This is a genomic window from Nonomuraea sp. NPDC003214, from assembly GCF_053590035.1.
Map to the genome: position 1 here is coordinate 1 of NZ_JBSFSX010000010.1, position 17586 is coordinate 17586.

At 70.4% G+C, this 17586-nt stretch carries 19 protein-coding genes and 1 tRNA gene; 8 read left to right on the plus strand and 12 right to left on the minus strand.

Annotated features, from left to right (window positions below; genetic code table 11):
- Window positions 1–456: 456 nt before the first annotated feature.
- The 3 genes from ACWDXC_RS30340 to ACWDXC_RS30350 all read left to right on the plus strand — a co-directional run bounded on the left by ACWDXC_RS30340 (window position 457) and on the right by ACWDXC_RS30350 (window position 1536).
- A complete protein-coding gene (locus ACWDXC_RS30340) occupies window positions 457–858 on the plus strand; it encodes a hypothetical protein (RefSeq protein ID WP_219504897.1) in 402 nt (133 codons plus the stop codon).
- Between the two features lie 274 nt (window positions 859–1132).
- Window positions 1133–1321, plus strand: a complete 189-nt coding sequence (locus ACWDXC_RS30345; RefSeq protein WP_219504895.1) for a hypothetical protein — start codon at window positions 1133–1135, stop codon at window positions 1319–1321.
- A gap of 5 nt (window positions 1322–1326) precedes the next feature.
- The gene (locus ACWDXC_RS30350; protein WP_449987354.1) at window positions 1327–1536 is read left to right on the plus strand and encodes a hypothetical protein; all 210 of its coding nucleotides are present in this window, start codon (window positions 1327–1329) and stop codon (window positions 1534–1536) included.
- On the opposite strand, the gene ACWDXC_RS30355 is transcribed toward ACWDXC_RS30350, so the two are convergent.
- Window positions 1537–2004, minus strand: coding sequence for a group II truncated hemoglobin (locus ACWDXC_RS30355; protein WP_219504890.1), 468 nt, complete (start codon window positions 2002–2004; stop codon window positions 1537–1539). It lies immediately after the preceding gene.
- A gap of 51 nt (window positions 2005–2055) precedes the next feature.
- On the opposite strand from ACWDXC_RS30355, the gene ACWDXC_RS30360 reads away from it, so the two are divergent.
- Entirely contained in the window at window positions 2056–2640 is a 585-nt protein-coding gene (locus tag ACWDXC_RS30360) for a class I SAM-dependent methyltransferase (protein ID WP_449987357.1), read from the plus strand.
- Here the strand turns inward: ACWDXC_RS30360 and ACWDXC_RS30365 are convergent.
- Window positions 2621–3040 carry a hypothetical protein gene (locus ACWDXC_RS30365; RefSeq protein WP_364176488.1) on the minus strand — a complete coding sequence of 140 codons (420 nt, stop codon included), beginning with the start codon at window positions 3038–3040 and terminating at the stop codon, window positions 2621–2623. The genes ACWDXC_RS30360 and ACWDXC_RS30365 overlap by 20 nt on opposite strands.
- Before the next feature lie 331 nt (window positions 3041–3371).
- Between ACWDXC_RS30365 and ACWDXC_RS30370 the strand changes: the two genes are divergently transcribed.
- Window positions 3372–4709, plus strand: a complete 1338-nt coding sequence (locus tag ACWDXC_RS30370) for a glycoside hydrolase family 6 protein (protein WP_449987360.1) — start codon at window positions 3372–3374, stop codon at window positions 4707–4709.
- Between the two features lie 3 nt (window positions 4710–4712).
- Here ACWDXC_RS30370 and ACWDXC_RS30375 read toward each other — a convergent pair whose 3' ends face one another.
- From ACWDXC_RS30375 to ACWDXC_RS30395, 5 genes are all read right to left on the minus strand, one after another.
- Window positions 4713–5300, minus strand: a complete 588-nt coding sequence (locus tag ACWDXC_RS30375) for a GTP-binding protein (protein WP_219504881.1) — start codon at window positions 5298–5300, stop codon at window positions 4713–4715.
- A complete protein-coding gene (locus ACWDXC_RS30380; protein WP_219504879.1) occupies window positions 5281–5631 on the minus strand; it encodes a DUF742 domain-containing protein in 351 nt (116 codons plus the stop codon). Before ACWDXC_RS30380 ends, ACWDXC_RS30375 begins: the two co-directional genes overlap by 20 nt.
- The gene (locus ACWDXC_RS30385; RefSeq protein WP_364176495.1) at window positions 5628–6053 is read right to left on the minus strand and encodes a roadblock/LC7 domain-containing protein; all 426 of its coding nucleotides are present in this window, start codon (window positions 6051–6053) and stop codon (window positions 5628–5630) included. Before ACWDXC_RS30385 ends, ACWDXC_RS30380 begins: the two co-directional genes overlap by 4 nt.
- On the minus strand, window positions 6034–8271 hold the full coding sequence (locus ACWDXC_RS30390; RefSeq protein ID WP_449987364.1) for a sensor histidine kinase: 2238 nt from the start codon (window positions 8269–8271) through the stop codon (window positions 6034–6036). Before ACWDXC_RS30390 ends, ACWDXC_RS30385 begins: the two co-directional genes overlap by 20 nt.
- Window positions 8272–8451: 180 nt before the next feature.
- Window positions 8452–9276 (minus strand): hypothetical protein, encoded by an 825-nt coding sequence (locus ACWDXC_RS30395; RefSeq protein WP_449987367.1) that lies wholly within the window; start codon window positions 9274–9276, stop codon window positions 8452–8454.
- A 348-nt stretch (window positions 9277–9624) separates the two neighbouring features.
- On the opposite strand from ACWDXC_RS30395, the gene ACWDXC_RS30400 reads away from it, so the two are divergent.
- The gene (locus ACWDXC_RS30400) at window positions 9625–9828 is read left to right on the plus strand and encodes a hypothetical protein (RefSeq protein ID WP_449987370.1); all 204 of its coding nucleotides are present in this window, start codon (window positions 9625–9627) and stop codon (window positions 9826–9828) included.
- 79 nt (window positions 9829–9907) lie between these two features.
- Here the strand turns inward: ACWDXC_RS30400 and ACWDXC_RS30405 are convergent.
- The 5 genes from ACWDXC_RS30405 to ACWDXC_RS30425 form a co-directional block, all read right to left on the minus strand.
- Window positions 9908–9984 (minus strand) — tRNA-Met (locus tag ACWDXC_RS30405).
- A 54-nt stretch (window positions 9985–10038) separates the two neighbouring features.
- On the minus strand, window positions 10039–12990 hold the full coding sequence (locus ACWDXC_RS30410) for a UPF0182 family protein (protein ID WP_449987373.1): 2952 nt from the start codon (window positions 12988–12990) through the stop codon (window positions 10039–10041).
- A gap of 129 nt (window positions 12991–13119) precedes the next feature.
- A complete protein-coding gene (locus tag ACWDXC_RS30415; RefSeq protein WP_449987376.1) occupies window positions 13120–14166 on the minus strand; it encodes a YlbL family protein in 1047 nt (348 codons plus the stop codon).
- Window positions 14167–14175: 9 nt separating this feature from the next.
- Window positions 14176–14601: a molybdenum cofactor biosynthesis protein MoaE gene (locus ACWDXC_RS30420; protein ID WP_219504862.1), complete on the minus strand. Its 426-nt coding sequence runs from the start codon at window positions 14599–14601 to the stop codon at window positions 14176–14178.
- Window positions 14602–14621: 20 nt separating this feature from the next.
- Window positions 14622–15695 (minus strand): NAD-dependent epimerase/dehydratase family protein, encoded by a 1074-nt coding sequence (locus ACWDXC_RS30425; RefSeq protein WP_375073994.1) that lies wholly within the window; start codon window positions 15693–15695, stop codon window positions 14622–14624.
- 130 nt (window positions 15696–15825) lie between these two features.
- Here ACWDXC_RS30425 and ACWDXC_RS30430 point away from each other — a divergent pair, with 130 nt between their 5' ends.
- Window positions 15826–17040 (plus strand): zinc-dependent metalloprotease, encoded by a 1215-nt coding sequence (locus tag ACWDXC_RS30430; RefSeq protein WP_449988036.1) that lies wholly within the window; start codon window positions 15826–15828, stop codon window positions 17038–17040.
- Entirely contained in the window at window positions 17037–17585 is a 549-nt protein-coding gene (locus ACWDXC_RS30435; protein ID WP_219504860.1) for an NUDIX hydrolase, read from the plus strand. Before ACWDXC_RS30430 ends, ACWDXC_RS30435 begins: the two co-directional genes overlap by 4 nt.
- Window position 17586 lies beyond the last annotated feature (1 nt).

Consider the following 17586-nt stretch of genomic DNA (forward strand, 5'->3'; position numbering starts at 1 on the left):
AAACGGACGCTTGCTCCCCAGTCCTGCGAGAGGCGCTCATTTCGTTGTGTCTTAATTCTTTCAGCCGTTCAAGTCTCTGTCAAATTGACCGGACTCGCTCGACCTGCTGGAATTTCGACGCCCCGCTAACTTACCAGCCATTCGGACAGCTTCGAACCGTCCGGATGTCTCGCCAGAGAGTGGGATTCGCCGGGCACCTCCGGAGCTTGATCAGCCCCTCGTCGCCCGCGCCTCAGCAACTCTAGCAGCCCCCAAGACCACCGTGGCCCGTCTCGGGTAATCATGACGTTCTTCCCTCCCCAGGCAACCGCCAAACCTCTCCACGCGCATGGCAAGGGCCGGCCCGGGAGCGCACCCCCCGATCCGGCGGAACGCGCAAGTGCCCGGCAAGTCATCCGCAATCGCTCCCAGGTACGAAGTACGTACGAGCAGACTGCGCTCTCGGAGGTATCCGCCATGACCCGCTCGGAGTTCGACGACATCCGCGCCTTCCTCGCCGACGACGCCACGCAGCCGGAAGATCTCCTGCGCATCGCGCGGACGCTCGTCGACGACCTTGAGCACGCCCGGATGCGCGAGGCCGTCATGCGCACCCACTATCTGCGGCTGCTGACCGCCGCCCGCGCCACGGTGGCGGCCGACTCGGTGGGGGCGCCCGAGCCGATGGCGTTCCTCACGCACGAGCTGGGTGAGCACGGCCAGCTTCCGGCGAACGGCGAGGCCGTGCAGCGCATCCTCTCCGACGCCCGCACGGCGGCGGCGCTGCTGGCCTGCCTGGAGCAGCACGCCCGGCCGAGGCCCCGCGCCGGCATCCGGCTGCGCCGCTGCGTCGGCTCCGTCCGCACTCTGCCGCGCTGACCCCGACGCGCCCCTTTCCGGGCCGGTCGGGGAGGGGCACCACGCCGGGGTCGGCCAAGGGAGAGGCGCCACACCCGGGCGGCCGGGAATGGGTGCCGCTGCTGCGCCGGTCAGAAGAAGGGGCCCACTGCTGGGCCGCACCGGACGAGAGGCGTGCGACCCGGCCCCTACAGCGGCGGCCCGTAGAAGCGGCGCGGGATAGAGCGCGCGTGTATCACCGGATGACGACCTGGGACATACCCGCGCTTGGCGGACGGCCTGGGAGACTGCGCATATGTGGCAACGCGGGATGAACTGGGCGGCAATCGCCTTTGTCGGGACATTCAGCGTTATGTGGCTGGGTGTCGTGGTGTACGCGGACGTGGCCTCTGCCTTTTGGATGCGCGCCGGTCAGGTGGTGTTCGCCCTGTTCCTGCTCGGATGGGCCGGGTGGAAAGCGGCCATCATGATCGGCAAGGCGTGAGTTCGATGAGCGAGCAACCGTACGAGGTCAGTCAGGACCTGGGGGACGACCCGCAGGCGTCGTTCGCGGCGATGTACCTGGACCGGCTCCCGCAGCGGCACCGGATCGACGACGCGGCCGCCCGCGGGATCTCCCGGTGGACGCGCGAGGAGGACGTGCGCGAGTCCGACGCGCACGTCGACCCGCTCGCCGAGCCGGAGTGCTACTTCGAGTGACTACGGCGTGTACGGCGGCGCGACTCCCCAGCCCCAGTGGGGCACGGGCGCCTGGGGCGGAGGCGTGGCGCCGGGCTGGGAGTTGTGCCGGGCGATGCGGGTGCCCCATTCGATGTAGCCGAAGAACGCGGCCCTGAACTCGGGGTCGTCGGGCAGCGCGACCTCGTCGGCGGCGTCCATGAGCAGGCTGACCCAGCGCCGGCGCTGCGGCTCGGTGATGGCCTTGCCCAGGTGGTAGGAGAGCATGTGCGCGTATCCGCCGCGTTCGTCGGTGTAGCGCGACGGGCCGCCGAACACCTCGGCCAGCCACATGGCGACGTGCTTGGGGTGCCCCGGGTCCATGTGCGCGAACAGCGGCCCGATGAGTTCGTCCTTGACGACGTGTCCGTAGAAGACCTCGGTGAGCCGTTCCAACGCCTCGATGCCGCCGGCCCATTCGTAGAGCGTGGGCACGTTCTCTTCAGTCATGTAATCATGTAATCATTGATCAACAATGGCGGACAAGCCCATAATTCCGAGATGTTCGACCATAACGACCACTACCACGGCCTGCTGCTGAAACAGCTTCCGCCGGGTGCCCGGCACGCGCTCGACGTGGGGTGCGGGACGGGGGCGTTCGCGCGGGCCCTGGCCGCGCGCGGGCCGGCGGTGGACGCCGTCGATCCGGACGAGGCGGTCATCCGGGCCGCCGGTCAGGCTCCCGGGGTGACGTTCACGCCCGGCGACATCACCGCGATGGAGCTGCCGGGCGGACGCTACGACTTCGTGTCCTGCCTGGCGAGCCTGCATCACGTGCCGTTCGGCACGGTGAGCCGGCTGCGGGAGGCGCTGGCTCCCGGCGGGGTGCTCGCGGTGCTGGGCTGTTATCGCGAGAGCACCTGGTCCGACCGCCTGATCAGCGGGGCGGCCGTCCCGGCGAACGCCGCCATCAGGCTGGCCCTGGCAGGCAGGGCGGCGCACTCGCCGGTGCGGGCGCCGGTCAGGCCGCCCGCGATGACGCTGCCGGAGATCAGGGAGCGGGCCGCCGAGCTCCTGCCCGGGGCCCGGATCCGCCGTCTGCTCTTCTGGCGGTATCTGCTGGTCTTCAGAAAGCCTCGCACGTGACGTACCAGCGGCCCGAGAGATGGTCGGCCGACGTGGCGCGGATGGTCCCGGTGGAGTAGGTGAGCCCGCAGAACTCCAGCCATCCCCCGGAGCCGACGACGCCCAGGTCGGTGCTGCCGACATGGCGTACGGCACGGCCGACGGGGAAGAGGCCGACCCATTCGACGCCCAGCCCGGCCTCGACGTCGCCCACGGTGACGCTCTCCGGATGCATGGGCAGGGACCGTACATAGGTCGACAGGGCGTGCTCGGAGACGGCGAACGCGAACCGGATCGGCAGGTCGGCGGCCACGACGGCGAAGGTGGCGACGGCGAGCAGCGGGCCGACGGCGGACAGCTTGCGGTAGCGGCGCAGGAAGAACAGCACGCCCCAGGCGACGGCCGCCAAGATCCAGAACATCAGCGCATAGGACCAGATATATAGGCTGCCGCCGGGAAATATCGCCCCGATCACGCTCGCCGTGGCCGCGATGCTCGGTGGCACCACCAGCCACAACCACCGCATATCCCTACGCCTGACCGGTCCCCCTGGCCCATGCACACCAGGGACCATAGCAAGGCGGCTGCTGAAAGTTTCACCCTTCCGCACAGCCGAACAGCCTGTCCCGCCTGTGGCTTTCACCGGACGCCCTCGTCGCGGCCGGTGCGGACCCTTCTGGGAACGGCGACCGGCTCCCTACCATCCGAGTGAACCCCGTGGGAGCGCTCCCACATCACCGGACGGAGTATCCATGTCTCGCAGCAGGCCCTTGGTGGCCGCCATCGTCGCCGCGGCCGTCACGGCGGTGGCGGGGGCGGCCGTCTTCACCTCCTCCGCCGTCCAGGCCGCCGACTCCGCGTTCTACGTCGACCCGCAGACCAACGCCGCCAAGTGGGTGGCCGCCAACCCCGGCGACAGCCGCGCCGCCGTGATCAGGGACCGGATCGCGGCCGTGCCGCAGGGCCGCTGGTTCGCCAGCTACAACCCGTCGGTCGTGCGCGGTCAGGTGGACGCGTACGTGGGCGCCGCCGCGGCGGCCGGCAAGATCCCGATCATGGCCGTGTACGCGATGCCGAACCGCGACTGCGGCGGCCCGAGCGCCGGCGGCGCCCCTGACCACGCGGCCTACCGAGGCTGGATCGACCAGATCGCCGCCGGTCTGGGCGGCCGCCCGGCCACGATCGTGCTGGAGCCCGACGCGCTGGCCATCATGTCCAACTGCATGAACTCCGCCGAGCAGGCCGAGGTCAAGGCCTCGATGGCCTACGCCGGGCAGCGGTTCAAGGCGACGTCCTCGCAGGTCAAGGTGTACTTCGACATCGGGCACGACGCCTGGCTGTCGCCGTCGGAGGCCGCCTCGCGGCTGAACGGCGCCCAGGTCGGCACCAGCGCCGACGGCATCGCGGTCAACACCTCCAACTACCGCTCGACGCCCGGCCTGGTGTCCTACGCCAAGAGCGTCATCGCCGCGACCGGCGTCTCCGGGCTCGGCGCGGTGATCGACACCAGCCGCAACGGCAACGGCCCGGCGGGCAGCGAATGGTGTGACCCGGCGGGCCGCGCCACCGGCACCTGGAGCACGACGGACACCGGCGACCCGGCGATCGACGCGTACCTGTGGGTGAAGCCGCCCGGCGAGGCCGACGGCTGCATCGCCTCGGCGGGACAGTTCGTGCCGCAGCGGGCGTACGACCTGGCCATGGCCGCGCCGCAGCCGACCGTGTCCCCGACCGTCACCGTCACGCCGACGGTCACCGTCTCCCCCACAGTCACCCCCACGGGCACGCCCGGCTGCACCGCCACGTACAAGCTGGTCAACAAGTGGCAGGGCGGGTTCCAGGCCGAGGTGACCGTGCGCAACACCGGCACGGCGCCGATCAGCGGATGGCGGGTCGGCTGGACGTTCGCCGGCGGTCAGTCGATCTCGCAGCTCTGGAACGGCTCGGTGTCCGGCAGCGGCGGCAGCGTGACCGTCTCCAACCTGGGCTGGAACGGCTCGGTCGGCCCCGACGCGACCACCACGTTCGGCTTCCTGGCCAACGGGGACGGCACGAGCACGCCGTCGCCGATCAGCTGCACGACGTCCTGACGGCTACCTCCGGCTCACCGCGTGGGTGACGAGCGTGGTGAGCACGTCCTTGACCGAGGCGCGGTTGCGCGCGTCGCACAGGACGACCGGGGTGCCCTCGTCCAGCCCGACGGCCCGCCGTACCTTCGCAGGATCGTGACGGCGGGCCCCGTCGAAGCAGTTGACCGCGACCACGAACGGCAGCTTGAGCTGCTCGAAGTAGTCCACCGCCGGGAAGCAGTCCTGCAGGCGGCGGGTGTCGGCGAGGACGACGGCGCCCAGCGCGCCGAGCGCCAGCTCGTCCCACATGAACCAGAACCGGTCCTGGCCCGGCGTGCCGAACAGGTAGAGCCACAGGTCCTCGCGGATGGTGATGCGCCCGAAGTCGAGCGCCACCGTCGTGGCGACCTTGGTCTCCACGCCCGACAGGTCGTCCACGCCGACGCCGCGGTCGCTGAGCAGCTCCTCGGTGTGCAGCGGGCGGATCTCGCTGATGGTGCCGACCATCGTCGTCTTGCCGACGCCGAATCCACCCGCGATCAGGATCTTCAGGGCCGTCGCGGTGAGCGTCCCGCCGGAGGGCCGGGGGCGGTCAAAGCCTGCGAATTCCATGCAGTACATCCCTGTAAGTGCGTTCGTCGATCGTCTGGTCGGGAGGCTGCGGCGGGTCGATGTTCACCAGGCCCTCGCGCCGCAGGTCGCCGAGGAGCACACGGGTGATGTTGAGCGGCAGGCCGAGCTGCGCCGCCACGTCCGCCACCGGCGTCGGCCGGCGGCAGATGGCCAGCATGGCGTGGTGCTCGGGGTTCAGCCCCGGCAGCTCGAAGGGCGTCCTGATCGTCGTGACGATCGCGACCAGGTCGAACGCCTCCCCCGAGGGCCGCGCCCGGCCGCCGGTGAGCCCGTACAGCCTGATCAGCGGCCCCGGATCGTCGTCGGTCACGGTGCCGTCCCGTTCCAGACAGGCGCGGGCGCGGCTCCTCTCGGCTGGGTGGAGAGGTGCTCGCCGACGCGCTTGACGAGCAGCGCCATCTCGTACGTGATCAGGCCCAGCTCGGCGTCGGCCGCCGTCAGCACGGCCAGCCTGGCACCCTGTCCGGCGGCCGAGACGAACAGGAAGCCGCCCTCCAGCTCGATGATCGTCTGGCGTACGCCGCCGAGCCCGAAGTGCCGCCCGGCGCCCACGGCCAGGCTGTGACTGCCCGCCGCGATGGCCGCCAGATGCTCGTGGTCCTCCCGGGTCATGCCCTGGGAGCCGCCCATCGTCAGGCCGTCGGCCGACAGCAGCACGGCGTGCCGTACGCCCGGGACCCGGTGGGTCAGGTCGTCCAGCAGCCAGCTCAGCTCAGATCTCGCGTCGGCCATGGTCATCCCTTTCATCGCGCATGTCACGGCTCTCCTCCGCCTCCCTGCGCCCCTGCCGCCAGCCCTCCTGCATGGAGGTCATCAGGTCGTGGAGCTCCTGCGGGGAGCGGGTGGAGATGTCGGGTTCCTGCCGTGGGCGCGTCTTGCGGAGTTGTGGTGCGAGGCTGGCCTGCCGTACCCGTACCGGCAGTCCGTCCAGGTCGTCGTCGGTCTCGTAGCGCGCCGGCGAGGGCGGCGGGGGCAGGGTTCGCACGGCGGAGGGCGTCGGGACCTGCCGGACCGGCGGCGCCGAGGCCGGCTCGAACAGCGAGACCGTGGTGTGCGGGCGGGCCTGCACGGGCTCGGTGAGCACGCTCACCGGGACCATCAGGATCGCCGTGGTGCCGTCGTAGGGCGACTGGCGCAGCGTGACCTTGATCCCGTGGCGGGCGGCCAGCCGGGAGACCACGAAGATGCCCATCCGGTCGCTGCCCGCCAGGTCGAACTCGGGCGGCGTGGCGAGCTGGGCGTTGAGCTCGGCCATCGTGGCGGTGTTCATGCCCAGGCCGCGGTCCTCGACCTCGATGGCGAAGCCGTTGGCCGCGGCCAGGCCGCGCACCTGGACGCTGGTGTTGGGCGGGGAGAAGGAGGTGGCGTTCTCGATCAGCTCGGCGATCAGGTGGATGACGTCGGTGACGGCGGCGCCCGCGAGCATCGGCGCCTGCGGCATCGGCTGGATGGTGACCCGCGTGTAGTCCTCGACCTCCAGCGCGGCGCTGCGGATCACGTCGTGGATCGGCACCGGGTCACGCCAGCGCCTGCCGGGCGCCGCGTCGGACAGGATGATCAGGTTCTCCGCGTGGCGGCGCATGCGGGTGGTGAAGTGGTCGAGCTTGAACAGCCCTTCCAGCGTGTCGGGGTCCTCCGCCTTGCGCTCCATCGCGTCGAGCAGCGTGAGCTGGCGGTGCAGCAGCGCCTGGTTGCGCCTGGCCAGGTTGAGGAAGACCTGGCCGACGCCCTTGCGCAGCGTGGCCTGGCCGACCGCGGCCTCGACGGCGGTGCGCTGCACGGCCGAGAACGCCTGCACGACCCGCTCGACCTCGGCGGTCCTGGCCTTCTCCAGCTCGGCGGTCGTCTCGGCCGGGTCGACGTCCTCGCCCCTGCGCAGCCGCTCGACCAGCTTGGGCAGCCGGACCTCGGCCAGCTCGACCGCCGACGCCTGCAGCTTCCTCAGCTCGTCGATCATGGATCGGCCGAACCGGTACGACAGCACGATCGACAGCAGCACCGCCAGCAGGCCCAGGCCCAGCACCACGCCGATGCGCACCAGGCCCTCCATGACGCGGGTCTCGCCCTTCAGCGTGGCCCGCCGCACCTCCTGGCTGGAGTTGCCGCTCAGCCCGGCGAACGCCTCGGCCGCGTCGAGCCGCCAGGCCGTGGCGGTCACGGGCGGCATGCCGCGCGCGTTCCAGGCGTAGACGGCGTCCTCGGCCTGCTCGAACCGCTGGTAGGACGGGGTCGCGACGAGCCGTTCGTGCAGGGCGCGCAGCTCCGGGCCGATGTCGCGCAGCGCGTCGGCGAGCTGCACCCGCCGCGCCGTCATCGCCGCCACGAACGCCGCGTGCTCGGTCGAGGTCATCTGCCCGCGCTCCAGCGCCGGGGCCAGCACCGCGGCCTCCCTGGAGGCGTACTCGGCGGCCGAGCTGTAGGCCGACAGGCCGCGCAGCACCCGGTAGGAGTAGACCTCGGTGAGCCGCTCGGCGCCGCCGAACTGCTGGTTGGCGACGCCGATCATCACGTTGTACTTCTCGGTCGTGGTCAGCGCCGCCTCGTCGCCGAGATCGGCCGCCGCGCGCAGCCCCGCCAGCCCGTCCAGCGCCTTGAGCAGCGCCCGCACGGTCTCGGGCGCGGTGCCGGCCTGCGGCTGCTCGGCCAGCCCGGCCGCCACGTCCCGCACCCGCGCCACCGCCTGGTCGGTGACGTGCCGCTGCGTCGCGAGCTGCGTGTCACCCGCCGCCCGGCCCGCCAGCTCGGCGGTGAGCAGCCGCTCCCGCTGGAGCGCGATGATCAGCTCACGCGACGGCGCGCCGACCGCGTCCCACTCGCCCCGGCTCTGCGCGAACCCCGTCGTCTCCGACACCATGCTGTACGCGATGTAGCCCCACAGGCCGACGAGCGACACCAGAGGCACCAGGAGAATCCGCAGGATCTTGCGGCGGATCGGCGGGGCGGATCTCATGCGCTTCGTCCAATCCGCGCTTTCCTGCGCATAGTCGGTCTGCCTGGGGGCGGCAGTGCCTGAAGTGCACGCCGCGACGGATGCGCGCTGTGATCTGCACCACTATGCCGCTGTGGTCCCGCGCCGACAAGACGCCGTTTCAAAAGTTGATATTTCGATATCTCCGCGGCTATGCCGGAGTCATGGGCGGTCGGCTGCTGCCAGTTCCGTCAGGGAGATCGGGCGGAAGGTGTCCAGCATGGCCAGCAGGGTGTCATAGGAGGCTGTCTCGCCCTCCAGCCGCACCGTGGTGCCGCCGCGGCTCGCGTACATGCCCCTGTAGTCGTCCATCCAGACGCCGTCCCGCACCTGCCGGCAGTCCGCGCCGCTGTCGTACTCGCAGGCCAGGTACGGGCCGGTCAGGTCGGGACGCAGCACCCTGACCCGGATCACCGTCCCCTCGCCCTCGTACGTGAGGTGCAGCTCCGGCTCGTCGGGATGGCCCGTGTAGTCGTCGTCGGCGTGAAACAGGCGGAAGCCGTCGAGGCCCGGCCCGACCAGGGGCACGCCGGCGCGGTGCAGCCGTTCGGCCTGGGCGCCGGCGGCGATCAGGTCGTGCGGCAGGCCGAGCCCGAGGCAAGTCACGGCGACGAAGCCGGCGGCCAGCGACCTGGCCTTGGCCGGTTCCGGCATGACGATCGCGGCGGCGGCCACGTACCCGATGACGCCGAGCGCCATGAAGGCGGCGGTGCCGATGACGGCGCCGAAGTCCATGGCCGTCGAGAGCGTGAGCCCGAAGGCGGCGAACGCCAGCATGAGCACGTACAGCAGGAAGGACGCCAGCGTCGACACCGCCCAGGACAGCGGCAGCCTGCCGAACCAGCTCAGGAACATGCCCAGCGGGAACGGCAGCAGGGCCATCGCGAGGACGACCGGTATCTCGTCGGCGTCGCCGAACACGTACAGCATGGCTTCGGCGATTCCGACCACGGCGCCCACGAGCGCGGCCCTGACTAATGCACTCATACACCGATCTTGCCTGATTAGTCACCGGAGTCGAAGGACAATGGGCGGATCCGCCGTTCCCAGGGGTGCCAACCCTCGGGGGTCCTCCACGTTCTTTCGCGGACCTGTCGCCAGCGGTCGTCGTCCCACGACCGGGCCCCGGACGACCCGTGCCTTCTCCCGGCGGCGCCGTTCGGCCTGGGCGGCGACGTGCGACAGCCACAGCGGCGGGCGGTGAGCACCAGATGATGCCGGGTCGCGCGGAACCCGTACGGCGGAAGGCGCGCACGCACCATGCCAGCGCGCCCGGCCGGCCGTTAGAGTAGGCTGGCTACATGTAGGTGGTCTACATATGGAGGAGGCTTGATCATGAGTGAGGCCCGGGAATCCGCCTGGCCGGCGGTGCGGCTCGTCATCCTCATGCTCGCGGGCGTCGTCGTCGCCAACGTGGCACTCGCGCTGCTGACGACCAGGGACGAGGGGCTCGGGCTGGACGAGCTCGTCGCCTTCGGCGGGGGCGCGCTGGCGGGGCTGGCGGTGGAGTTCGGCGTCTTCCGGCGGACCCGGCGCTGAAGGCTTTCAGGTGATTAAGTCGCGGAATTGCGCATACGAAAAAGTCCCCCAGGAGAAACTCCCGGAGGACTTTTTCTTTTGGTAGCGGGGGCAGGATTTGAACCTGCGACCTCTGGGTTATGAGCCCAGCGAGCTACCGAACTGCTCCACCCCGCGTCGGTGTGTGTCTAAAGACTATCCCTGACACGGGGCTTACGCAAACTGACTGACCTACGTCCCCCCGGTGGCCGTCGCCGTGGGTGAGGCCGTCGGCGTGGCCGGGGGCGAACCGGTGGGCGTGGCCGACGGTGACGCCGTGGGCGAGGCCGTGGGTGAGGCGTTCGGCGCCGGCTGGGCGCCGAGCGACTTCAGCTTCTCCAGCGCCGCGTCGAGCCGCTCCTGAGCCTTGCCGTACGCGTCCCAGTCGGGCGGGCTGGCCTGCAGGGCCTTCTGGGCGTCTTCGTAGGCCGTCTGGGCCTCGGAGATGGCCGTCGCCAGAGCGGTGGTCTGGGCCGGCTGCTGTTGCTGGTTCTCCTCGGCGGGCTTGTTTTCGGTGGTTTCCTGCTGTTCGCCGCCGAAGACCTCGGCCAGGCCCTCCTCCAGCGTGCGACCGACGCCGATCTTGCTGCCGAACGAGACCAGGACGCGCTGCAGGATCGGGTACGGCTCCTGGCCACCGCCCGCGGCGACCTGGACGTACACGGGCTCGATGTAGACCAGCCCGCCCGCGTACGGCAGCGTCAGCAGGTTGCCGTAGCGGACCGAGGAGGCGCCGACGCCGAGCAGGTTGAGCTCACCCGCGAAGCGGCTCTGGAAGGCGTTCTGCGCCTGGCCGGGGCCGGGGATCGGGGCGTTGGACGGCATCCGCAGGACGCGGAGCTGGCCGTAGTTGGGGCCGTCGGTGGAGTCGACCGCCATGAAGGCGGCCAGGTTGGGCCCCTGTCTCGGGACGAACGTGGTCGTCAGCGAGAACGTCGGCTGGCCGCCCGGCATCGTGGCCGTCAGGTAGTAGGGCGGCTGCTTGATGTTGCGGTCGCCCTGCGACGGGTCGTTGGGGACGTTCCAGAAGTCCTGGCCGCTGTAGAAGGCCGCGGCGTCGGTGATGTGGTAGCGCGACAGGGTGTAGCGCTGCACCTTGAACAGGTCTTCGGGGTAGCGGACGTGCGCCCTGAGGTCGGCGGACATCCGCTCCTTGGGCTGGATGACGCCGGGGAACGCGTTGCTCCACGTCTTCAGCACCGGGTCGTCAGGCTCCCAGGCGTACAGCGTGACCGTGCCGTCGTAGGCGTCGACCGTGGCCTTGACGGAGTTGCGCATGTAGTTGACCTGGTCCTGCGGCTGCTGGGCGATGACGCGCGAGCGGTCGGTGGCCGTGTCGCGGGTCATCTCGCCGAGGCTCTCGCTCTGCGAGTAGGGGTAGGCGTTGGACGTGGTGTAGGCGTCGACGATCCACGTGACCCGCCCGTCGACGATCGCCGGGTAGGGGTTGGAGTCGAGCGTCAGGAACGGGGCGACCTTCTGGATCCTGGCGCGCGGGTTGCGCTCGTACAGGATCTTGGAGTTGTCGTTGATGTCGCCCGACAGCAGGATGTTCACCTCGCCGTACTTGGCGGCGTAGAACAGCCGGTTGATGAACGAGCCGACGGGCACGCCGCCCTTGCCGGTGTAGGTGGTGTTCGCCTGGCCGGTGCCGCCCGTCTCCGGGTAGTCGAGCTCCTGCGGCCGCTGGGGGTTGCCGCCGGCGATCGCGTACTCGTTGTTGTTGGGGTGCTCGCCGAAGTAGATGCGCGATTCCTTGAGCCCGGTGGTCTGCGTCAGCGGGCCGGTGACGGGCATGTCCTTGGCGTCGTAGTCGGGCAGGCCGCCGGAGTCGACCTTGTTGCCCGGCGCGGCCACGATGCCGTAGCCGTGGGTGTAGACGAGGTGCCGGTTGATCCAGTTGTTCTGGCCCTCCGGCGGGCCGCTCAGCTCGCGGACGCCGACGATGTGGTCGACGGGCTTGCCGTTGGCGTCGGGGTAGCGGTCGACGTCGAGCTGGTCGGCGAACTCGTAGAAGCCCCTGATGCGCTGCGTCTGCTCGTAGGTGGCGGACACGAGCGCGGGGTCGAGCAGCCGCACGCCCGTCACGGACGTGTCGCCTGCCTGCTGCACCTTGGCGGGGTCGGCCTCGGCCGAGTATTGCTCGACCTTCACGTCGTCGATCCCGTACGCCTGCCGCGTGGCCTCGATGTTGCGCGCGATGTAGGCGGCTTCCTTGCCCTGCTGGTTGGGCTTGACCTGGAACTGCTCGACGAGCAGCGGGTAGACGCCGCCGATCAGCACGGCCGACAGCACGAGCAGGCCGAAGGAGACGCCGGGCAGCATGCCGCCGGGGCGGAAGATGCCGGCGAAGAAGAGCGCGGCGCAGATCAGCGCAATGATCGCGAGGATGGTCTTGGCGGGCAGCACCGCGTTGACGTCGGTGTAGGAGGCGCCGTGCACGAAGCCGCGCTCGGAGAAGACCAGCTCGTAGCGGTCGATCCAGTAGGCGACGGCCTTGAGCAGCACAAACACGCCCAGCAGCACGGACAGGTGGACCCGGGCCGCGCGCGAGGCGTGCACGCCCGGCGACTGCAGCCGGAAGCCGCCGTAGAGGTAGTGCGTGATCGCCGCCAGCACGGTCGAGATGATCACCGCGGCGAACAGGAAGTTCAGCACCATCCGGATGAACGCCAGGTCGAACATGAAGAACGACAGGTCGATCTTGAACATCGGATCGGTCTTGCCGAACGTCTCGCCGTTGGCGAACTTCATCCAGGTCTGCCACTGCCCGGCGAAGGACGAGCCCGCGAAGAGTGCGAGCATCGCCATGCCGACGAGGAAGATCAGCTTACGGTGCGGGTCGAGCGCCATGCGGTAGCGGTCGGCCCCGCTAGCGCCGCCGAACATCGCGGGCCCGAACATCGGCTTGGTCCGGAAGGCCAGCAGCATGTTGCCGCCGACGATGCCCACCATGAGCACCGCGCCGATGACGAACAGCACGATCTCCGTCAGCAGCACGCCGGAGAACACCGGCATGAAGTCGATCGCGTTGAACCATAGATAGTCGGTATAAATCCCCGAAAAAAGGAAGAAAAGCGCCACAATCGCAACTAGTGCGATCGCGACAGGCAGAAGCAGTCGCGGTCGGCGGGGCAAGCGCATCGCCCTACCGGCTCCTGGGGTCCGGAAGCTCAAGGCCAACCCCTCGTCGTGATGAAGAAACGGTCCGTGTCTGGCAACCTACACCGCAGGGCCATCCGTACGGCTAACGCACGACCATCACAAGAAGTTTCATCCCGCGTCGCATGACGGCACTTTTCCCTTGCCGGTGCGCAGCGCGTCGAGCGCCTGCACCGCGCTGTGCAGCGTTTCGGCCTTGACCAGGCGCAGCCCGTCCGGCGCGCCCTTCACGGCCTCGGCGCAGTTGCCGGCGGGCGTCAGGAAGACGGTCGCGCCGGCCTTTTTCGCGCCGACCATCTTCTGCGCGATGCCGCCGATCGGCCCCACCTGCCCCTCGGGCGTGATGGTGCCGGTGCCGGCGATCTGCTTGCCGCCCGTCAGCTCGCCCTTGGTGAGCTTGTCCAGGATGCCGAGCGAGAACATCAGCCCCGCGCTCGGCCCGCCCACGTCGCCCACGTTGATGTCGACGTCGAACGGGAACTTGTACTCCCGCTGCATGGTCACGCCGACCCGGCTCTGCCCCTGCTCGCCCTTGGCGGTCTGGAGGGTCACGTCCAGCTGGTCGTCGCCTCTGGTCACGGTGAACGTCACCGGTTCGCCGGGCTTGTGCTCGCGGACGGCCTTGCCGACCTCCTCCACGTCGACCATCGGCCTGCCGTCGACAGCGGTGATCTTGTCGCCGACCTTCAGCTTGCCGTCGGCCGGCTGTCCCTTCTGGACCGTGCGCACCGAGATGACGGTCGAGTAGGGGATCTTGAGCTCGTTGAGCGCGGCGGCGGTCGCGTTGTCCTGCGAGCTGGTCATCTCCGCCACGTTCTCCTCCTCGACCTGCTTCTGCGTGCGGTCGGGGGCGAAGATGGTCTCCTGCGGCACGACGGCGACCGACGGGTCGATCCAGCCTCGCAGCGCGGTCAGCAGGTCGATCTTGGAGTTGGGGCCGCCCTGGTAGGCGACGGTCACGAGCCTCAGCGACCCGCTGGTCGGGTAGGTCTCCCGCCCGCTGATCGTGATCACGGGCTTCTTGTCGACCTCACCCAGCGTGTTCTCCGTCGGGCCGGGGCTCAGCACGACGTACGGCACGTCCACGAACGCCCCCACGATGCCGAGCGCGAGCACCAGGAAGCCCGATACGAGCAGGGTCAGGGCGCGTCGTGACATGGATCGAGCTTATTCGCAGGCGCCGACCCACTCGGTCGACCCGTCGGCGAACACCTGATGTTTCCAGATCGGCACCTGGGACTTGAGATCGTCGATCAGCCTGCGCGCGGCCCGGAACGCCTCGTCGCGGTGCGGGCACGCCACGGCCACGATCACGGCGACGTCGCCGAGCTCCAGGTCGCCGACGCGGTGGACGGCGGCCAGCGCGGTCACCGGGAAGTCGGAGGCCACCTTCTCCGCCACCGAGCGCAGTTCGCTCTCGGCGGAGGGGTGCGCGGAGTAGGAGAGCCTGGTCACGGCCTTGCCGTGATCCTCCTCGCGGACGGTGCCCACGAACAGCGAGGTGCCGCCCGCCGCGTGGTCGCCCACCGCGGCCATCACCTCGTCGACGGACAGCGCGCTGTCACGAATGGCCAGCAACCGGATGACGTCCACGAAAAGAGACTACAGAGTCTTCACCCGCGACGCTTCTTGCGCACCTGCCTGACGATCGCCGCGGTGCCGATGACCGCCACGGTGGCGCCCGCCGCCGTGAGCGTCGCCTCCTTGACGGGCAGTCGCCTGCCGACCACCGTCGTACGGTTCTCGCGCAGCTCCAGGAGCTGGGCGAAGGCCGCCTCGTTCGTCCACGCCGGCTTCCAGCCCGCCTCGCGCAGCGCCGTGCAGTCGACGACCCACGGGTAGACCACGTAGTGCAGGTCGGTGGCGGGCGCCGGGGTGATGCCCAGCCGGTGCAGGCGCTGCGCGGTGCCGAACGTGAGCCCCGCCGGCAGCTCGAACCGGCGGATCCCGGACAGCTCCTCGACCTGCTCCTGCTCCAGCCAGCCGTCGGAGCCCACCGCCACCACGCCCGTGACCTGCCCGCGCGCGGCCAGCTCCAGCGCCGAGAGCAGGTCCTCGATGTGACAGAACTGCCAGCGCTGCTCACAGCCCTTGACCGTCAGCAGCCGGGGCGACTCGAAGTGACGGGTGATCACAGTGTCGACGCCGGGACCGACCACGGCCGCCGGCCGCACCACGGTGACCTCCAGGCCCGGATGGCTGCGCAGCGACCGGCGCACCAGCGCCTCGATCTCCAGGAAGTCACCGACCACGCCCGTGTCGGGCTCGGCCGCCACCGGCCCGTCCTCGGCCAAGGGCACCTCGTTGTCGGGCGCGGCCCCGTACACCATCGCGCTGGTGACGAGCACCACACGGCGGACGCGCGCGGCCGCGCTCGCCGTGAGCACGGTCTGGGCGGCGCGCAGGTTGTAGGCCCTGCGTTCCTTCGGGTCGGAGTCGACGGCGTAGTCACCCGCCAGGTGCACCAGGACGTCGATGTCGGAGATCCGGTTCGCCAAGAGCGGATCGCGTACGTCGATCACTCTCCAGGTGGCCTCCTGGATGTCGCCGCGTTCTTCGTCAATGGCCACCACCCTGCGGAAATCCGGGGCGGACACGAGCTTGGCGAGCAGCTCGCGGCCCAGACCGGAGGCGGCGCCGGTGACGGCTACGACGGGTTGGCGCGGGCGTTTCGAGGTAGGCACCAGGTCCTCACTTTGCACTGATCCGCCGTAGGACGACTAACGTGGCGGATGTGGACTCCTCCATCCTGCACGAGGTAGAGCGGTGACTGACCTGCCAGGTCGCGAAAACGACCCCAACGAGAACCCGTTCGCCATGTTCGGCAACCCTGAGCAGATGGCTCAGGCGATGCGCCAGTTCGCCGACATGCTGTCGGCGCCCCAGGGCTCCGGCCCTGTCAACTGGGACATGGCCAAGAACATCGCCCGGCACGCCGTGGTCGCCCAGGGCGATCCCAGCGTCATGGAAGGCGAGCGGCGCCAGATCGTCGAGGCGCTGGAGCTGGCCGACCTGTGGCTCAACGAGGCCACGACGCTGCCCAGCGGCGTGTCCAATCCGCAGGCGTGGAGCCGTTCGGAGTGGATCGAGAACACGATCCCCGTCTGGCGCAAGCTGGCCGAGCCGATCGCCGAGCGCATGGTCGAGACCATGGGCGGCGCGCTCGGCGGCTCGGGGCTGCCTCCCGAGGCCCAGCAGATGGCCGGGCCGCTCATGGGCATGCTCAAGCAGATGGGCGGCATGATGGTCGGCCAGCAGATCGGGCAGGCGCTCGGCTCGCTGGCGCGCGAGGTCATCGGCACCACCGACATCGGGCTGCCCCTGTCCGGCACCGCGGCACTGCTGCCCGGCGGCATCGCCTCCTTCAGCGAAGGGTTGGAGCACCCCGCCGAGGAGATCCGGCTCTACCTGGCTCTGCGCGAGGCCGCGCACCACCGGCTGTTCCAGCACGTGCCGTGGCTGCGCGGGCACCTGCTCGGCGCCGTCGAGGAGTACGCCAGGGGCATCACGGTCGACACCTCCGCGCTGGAGGAGCAGATCCGCGGCCTCGACATCAACAACCCCGAGGCGCTCCAGGAGGCGCTGAGCGGCGGCGCGCTGCTCAAGCCCGAGGAGACCGAGCGGCAGAAGGCCGCGCTGGCCCGGCTGGAGACGATGCTCGCCCTGGTCGAGGGCTGGGTGTCCACGGTGGTCGACCAGGCCGCCGCGGGCAAGCTGCCCTCCGCCGCCGCCCTGGCGGAGAACGTACGCCGCCGCCGCGCGACCGGCGGGCCCGCCGAGCTGACCTTCGGCACGCTCGTCGGCCTGGAGCTGCGCCCGCGCAGGCTGCGCGAGGCGGCGGCGCTGTGGCAGGCGCTGGAGAGCGCCCGCGGGGTCGACGGCCGCGACGCGCTGTGGGGCCATCCCGACCTCATGCCGACGGCCGACGACCTGGCGCACCCCGAGGTGTTCGTGGCGGGCGAGACGGCCTGGGACATCTCGCAGCTCGACAGCAAGCCCGACGACGAGCAGGGCGAGGACGGCAGGAGTTGAGCCTGCACGGCGACGCGCTGGCGGTGCTCTCCTCCTGGACGGCCCCGTCCGCCGAGGAGGAGGCGCTGCGGGAGAGCTTCGTCGAGCACCTGCGGGCGCACGACGACGCGATGCTGCGGGCGTGCGCGCCCGGCCACCTGACGGCGACCACGGCGGTGCTCTCGCACGACGGCCGGCGGGTGCTGCTCACGCTCCACCCCAAGGCCGGGATGTGGCTGCCGATGGGCGGCCACTGCGAGCCGGGTGACCGCACGCTGGCCGAGGTGGCGCTGCGCGAGGCCGTGGAGGAGTCCGGCATCCCCGGCCTGGAGCTGCTGCCCGGGCCGCTGGCGCTCGACAGGCACCAGGTCTGGTGCCATCCGCCGCACAGCTGGCACCTGGACGTGGAGTACGCGGCCGTGGCCCCCGCCGGGGCGGAGGCCGTGATCAGCGACGAGTCGCTGGACCTGCGCTGGTTCCCCGTCGAGGAGATCCCCGAGCCGTCCGACGAGGCGACCCGCCGGCTGGCGGCACGCGGGCGCGCGACACTGGCCACGCTGGGCTGAC

Coding starts and splice junctions, on each gene's coding strand:
- ACWDXC_RS30340 (WP_219504897.1), top strand. CDS start 457: ATGACCCGCTCGGAGTTCGACGACATCCGCGCCTTCCTCGCCGACGAC.
- ACWDXC_RS30345 (WP_219504895.1), top strand. CDS start 1,133: ATGTGGCAACGCGGGATGAACTGGGCGGCAATCGCCTTTGTCGGGACA.
- ACWDXC_RS30350 (WP_449987354.1), top strand. CDS start 1,327: ATGAGCGAGCAACCGTACGAGGTCAGTCAGGACCTGGGGGACGACCCG.
- ACWDXC_RS30355 (WP_219504890.1), bottom strand. CDS start 2,004: ATGACTGAAGAGAACGTGCCCACGCTCTACGAATGGGCCGGCGGCATC.
- ACWDXC_RS30360 (WP_449987357.1), top strand. CDS start 2,056: ATGTTCGACCATAACGACCACTACCACGGCCTGCTGCTGAAACAGCTT.
- ACWDXC_RS30365 (WP_364176488.1), bottom strand. CDS start 3,040: ATGTTCTGGATCTTGGCGGCCGTCGCCTGGGGCGTGCTGTTCTTCCTG.
- ACWDXC_RS30370 (WP_449987360.1), top strand. CDS start 3,372: ATGTCTCGCAGCAGGCCCTTGGTGGCCGCCATCGTCGCCGCGGCCGTC.
- ACWDXC_RS30375 (WP_219504881.1), bottom strand. CDS start 5,300: ATGGAATTCGCAGGCTTTGACCGCCCCCGGCCCTCCGGCGGGACGCTC.
- ACWDXC_RS30385 (WP_364176495.1), bottom strand. CDS start 6,053: ATGGCCGACGCGAGATCTGAGCTGAGCTGGCTGCTGGACGACCTGACC.
- ACWDXC_RS30390 (WP_449987364.1), bottom strand. CDS start 8,271: ATGAGATCCGCCCCGCCGATCCGCCGCAAGATCCTGCGGATTCTCCTG.
- ACWDXC_RS30395 (WP_449987367.1), bottom strand. CDS start 9,276: ATGAGTGCATTAGTCAGGGCCGCGCTCGTGGGCGCCGTGGTCGGAATC.
- ACWDXC_RS30400 (WP_449987370.1), top strand. CDS start 9,625: ATGAGTGAGGCCCGGGAATCCGCCTGGCCGGCGGTGCGGCTCGTCATC.
- ACWDXC_RS30410 (WP_449987373.1), bottom strand. CDS start 12,990: ATGCGCTTGCCCCGCCGACCGCGACTGCTTCTGCCTGTCGCGATCGCA.
- ACWDXC_RS30415 (WP_449987376.1), bottom strand. CDS start 14,166: ATGTCACGACGCGCCCTGACCCTGCTCGTATCGGGCTTCCTGGTGCTC.
- ACWDXC_RS30430 (WP_449988036.1), top strand. CDS start 15,826: ATGTTCGGCAACCCTGAGCAGATGGCTCAGGCGATGCGCCAGTTCGCC.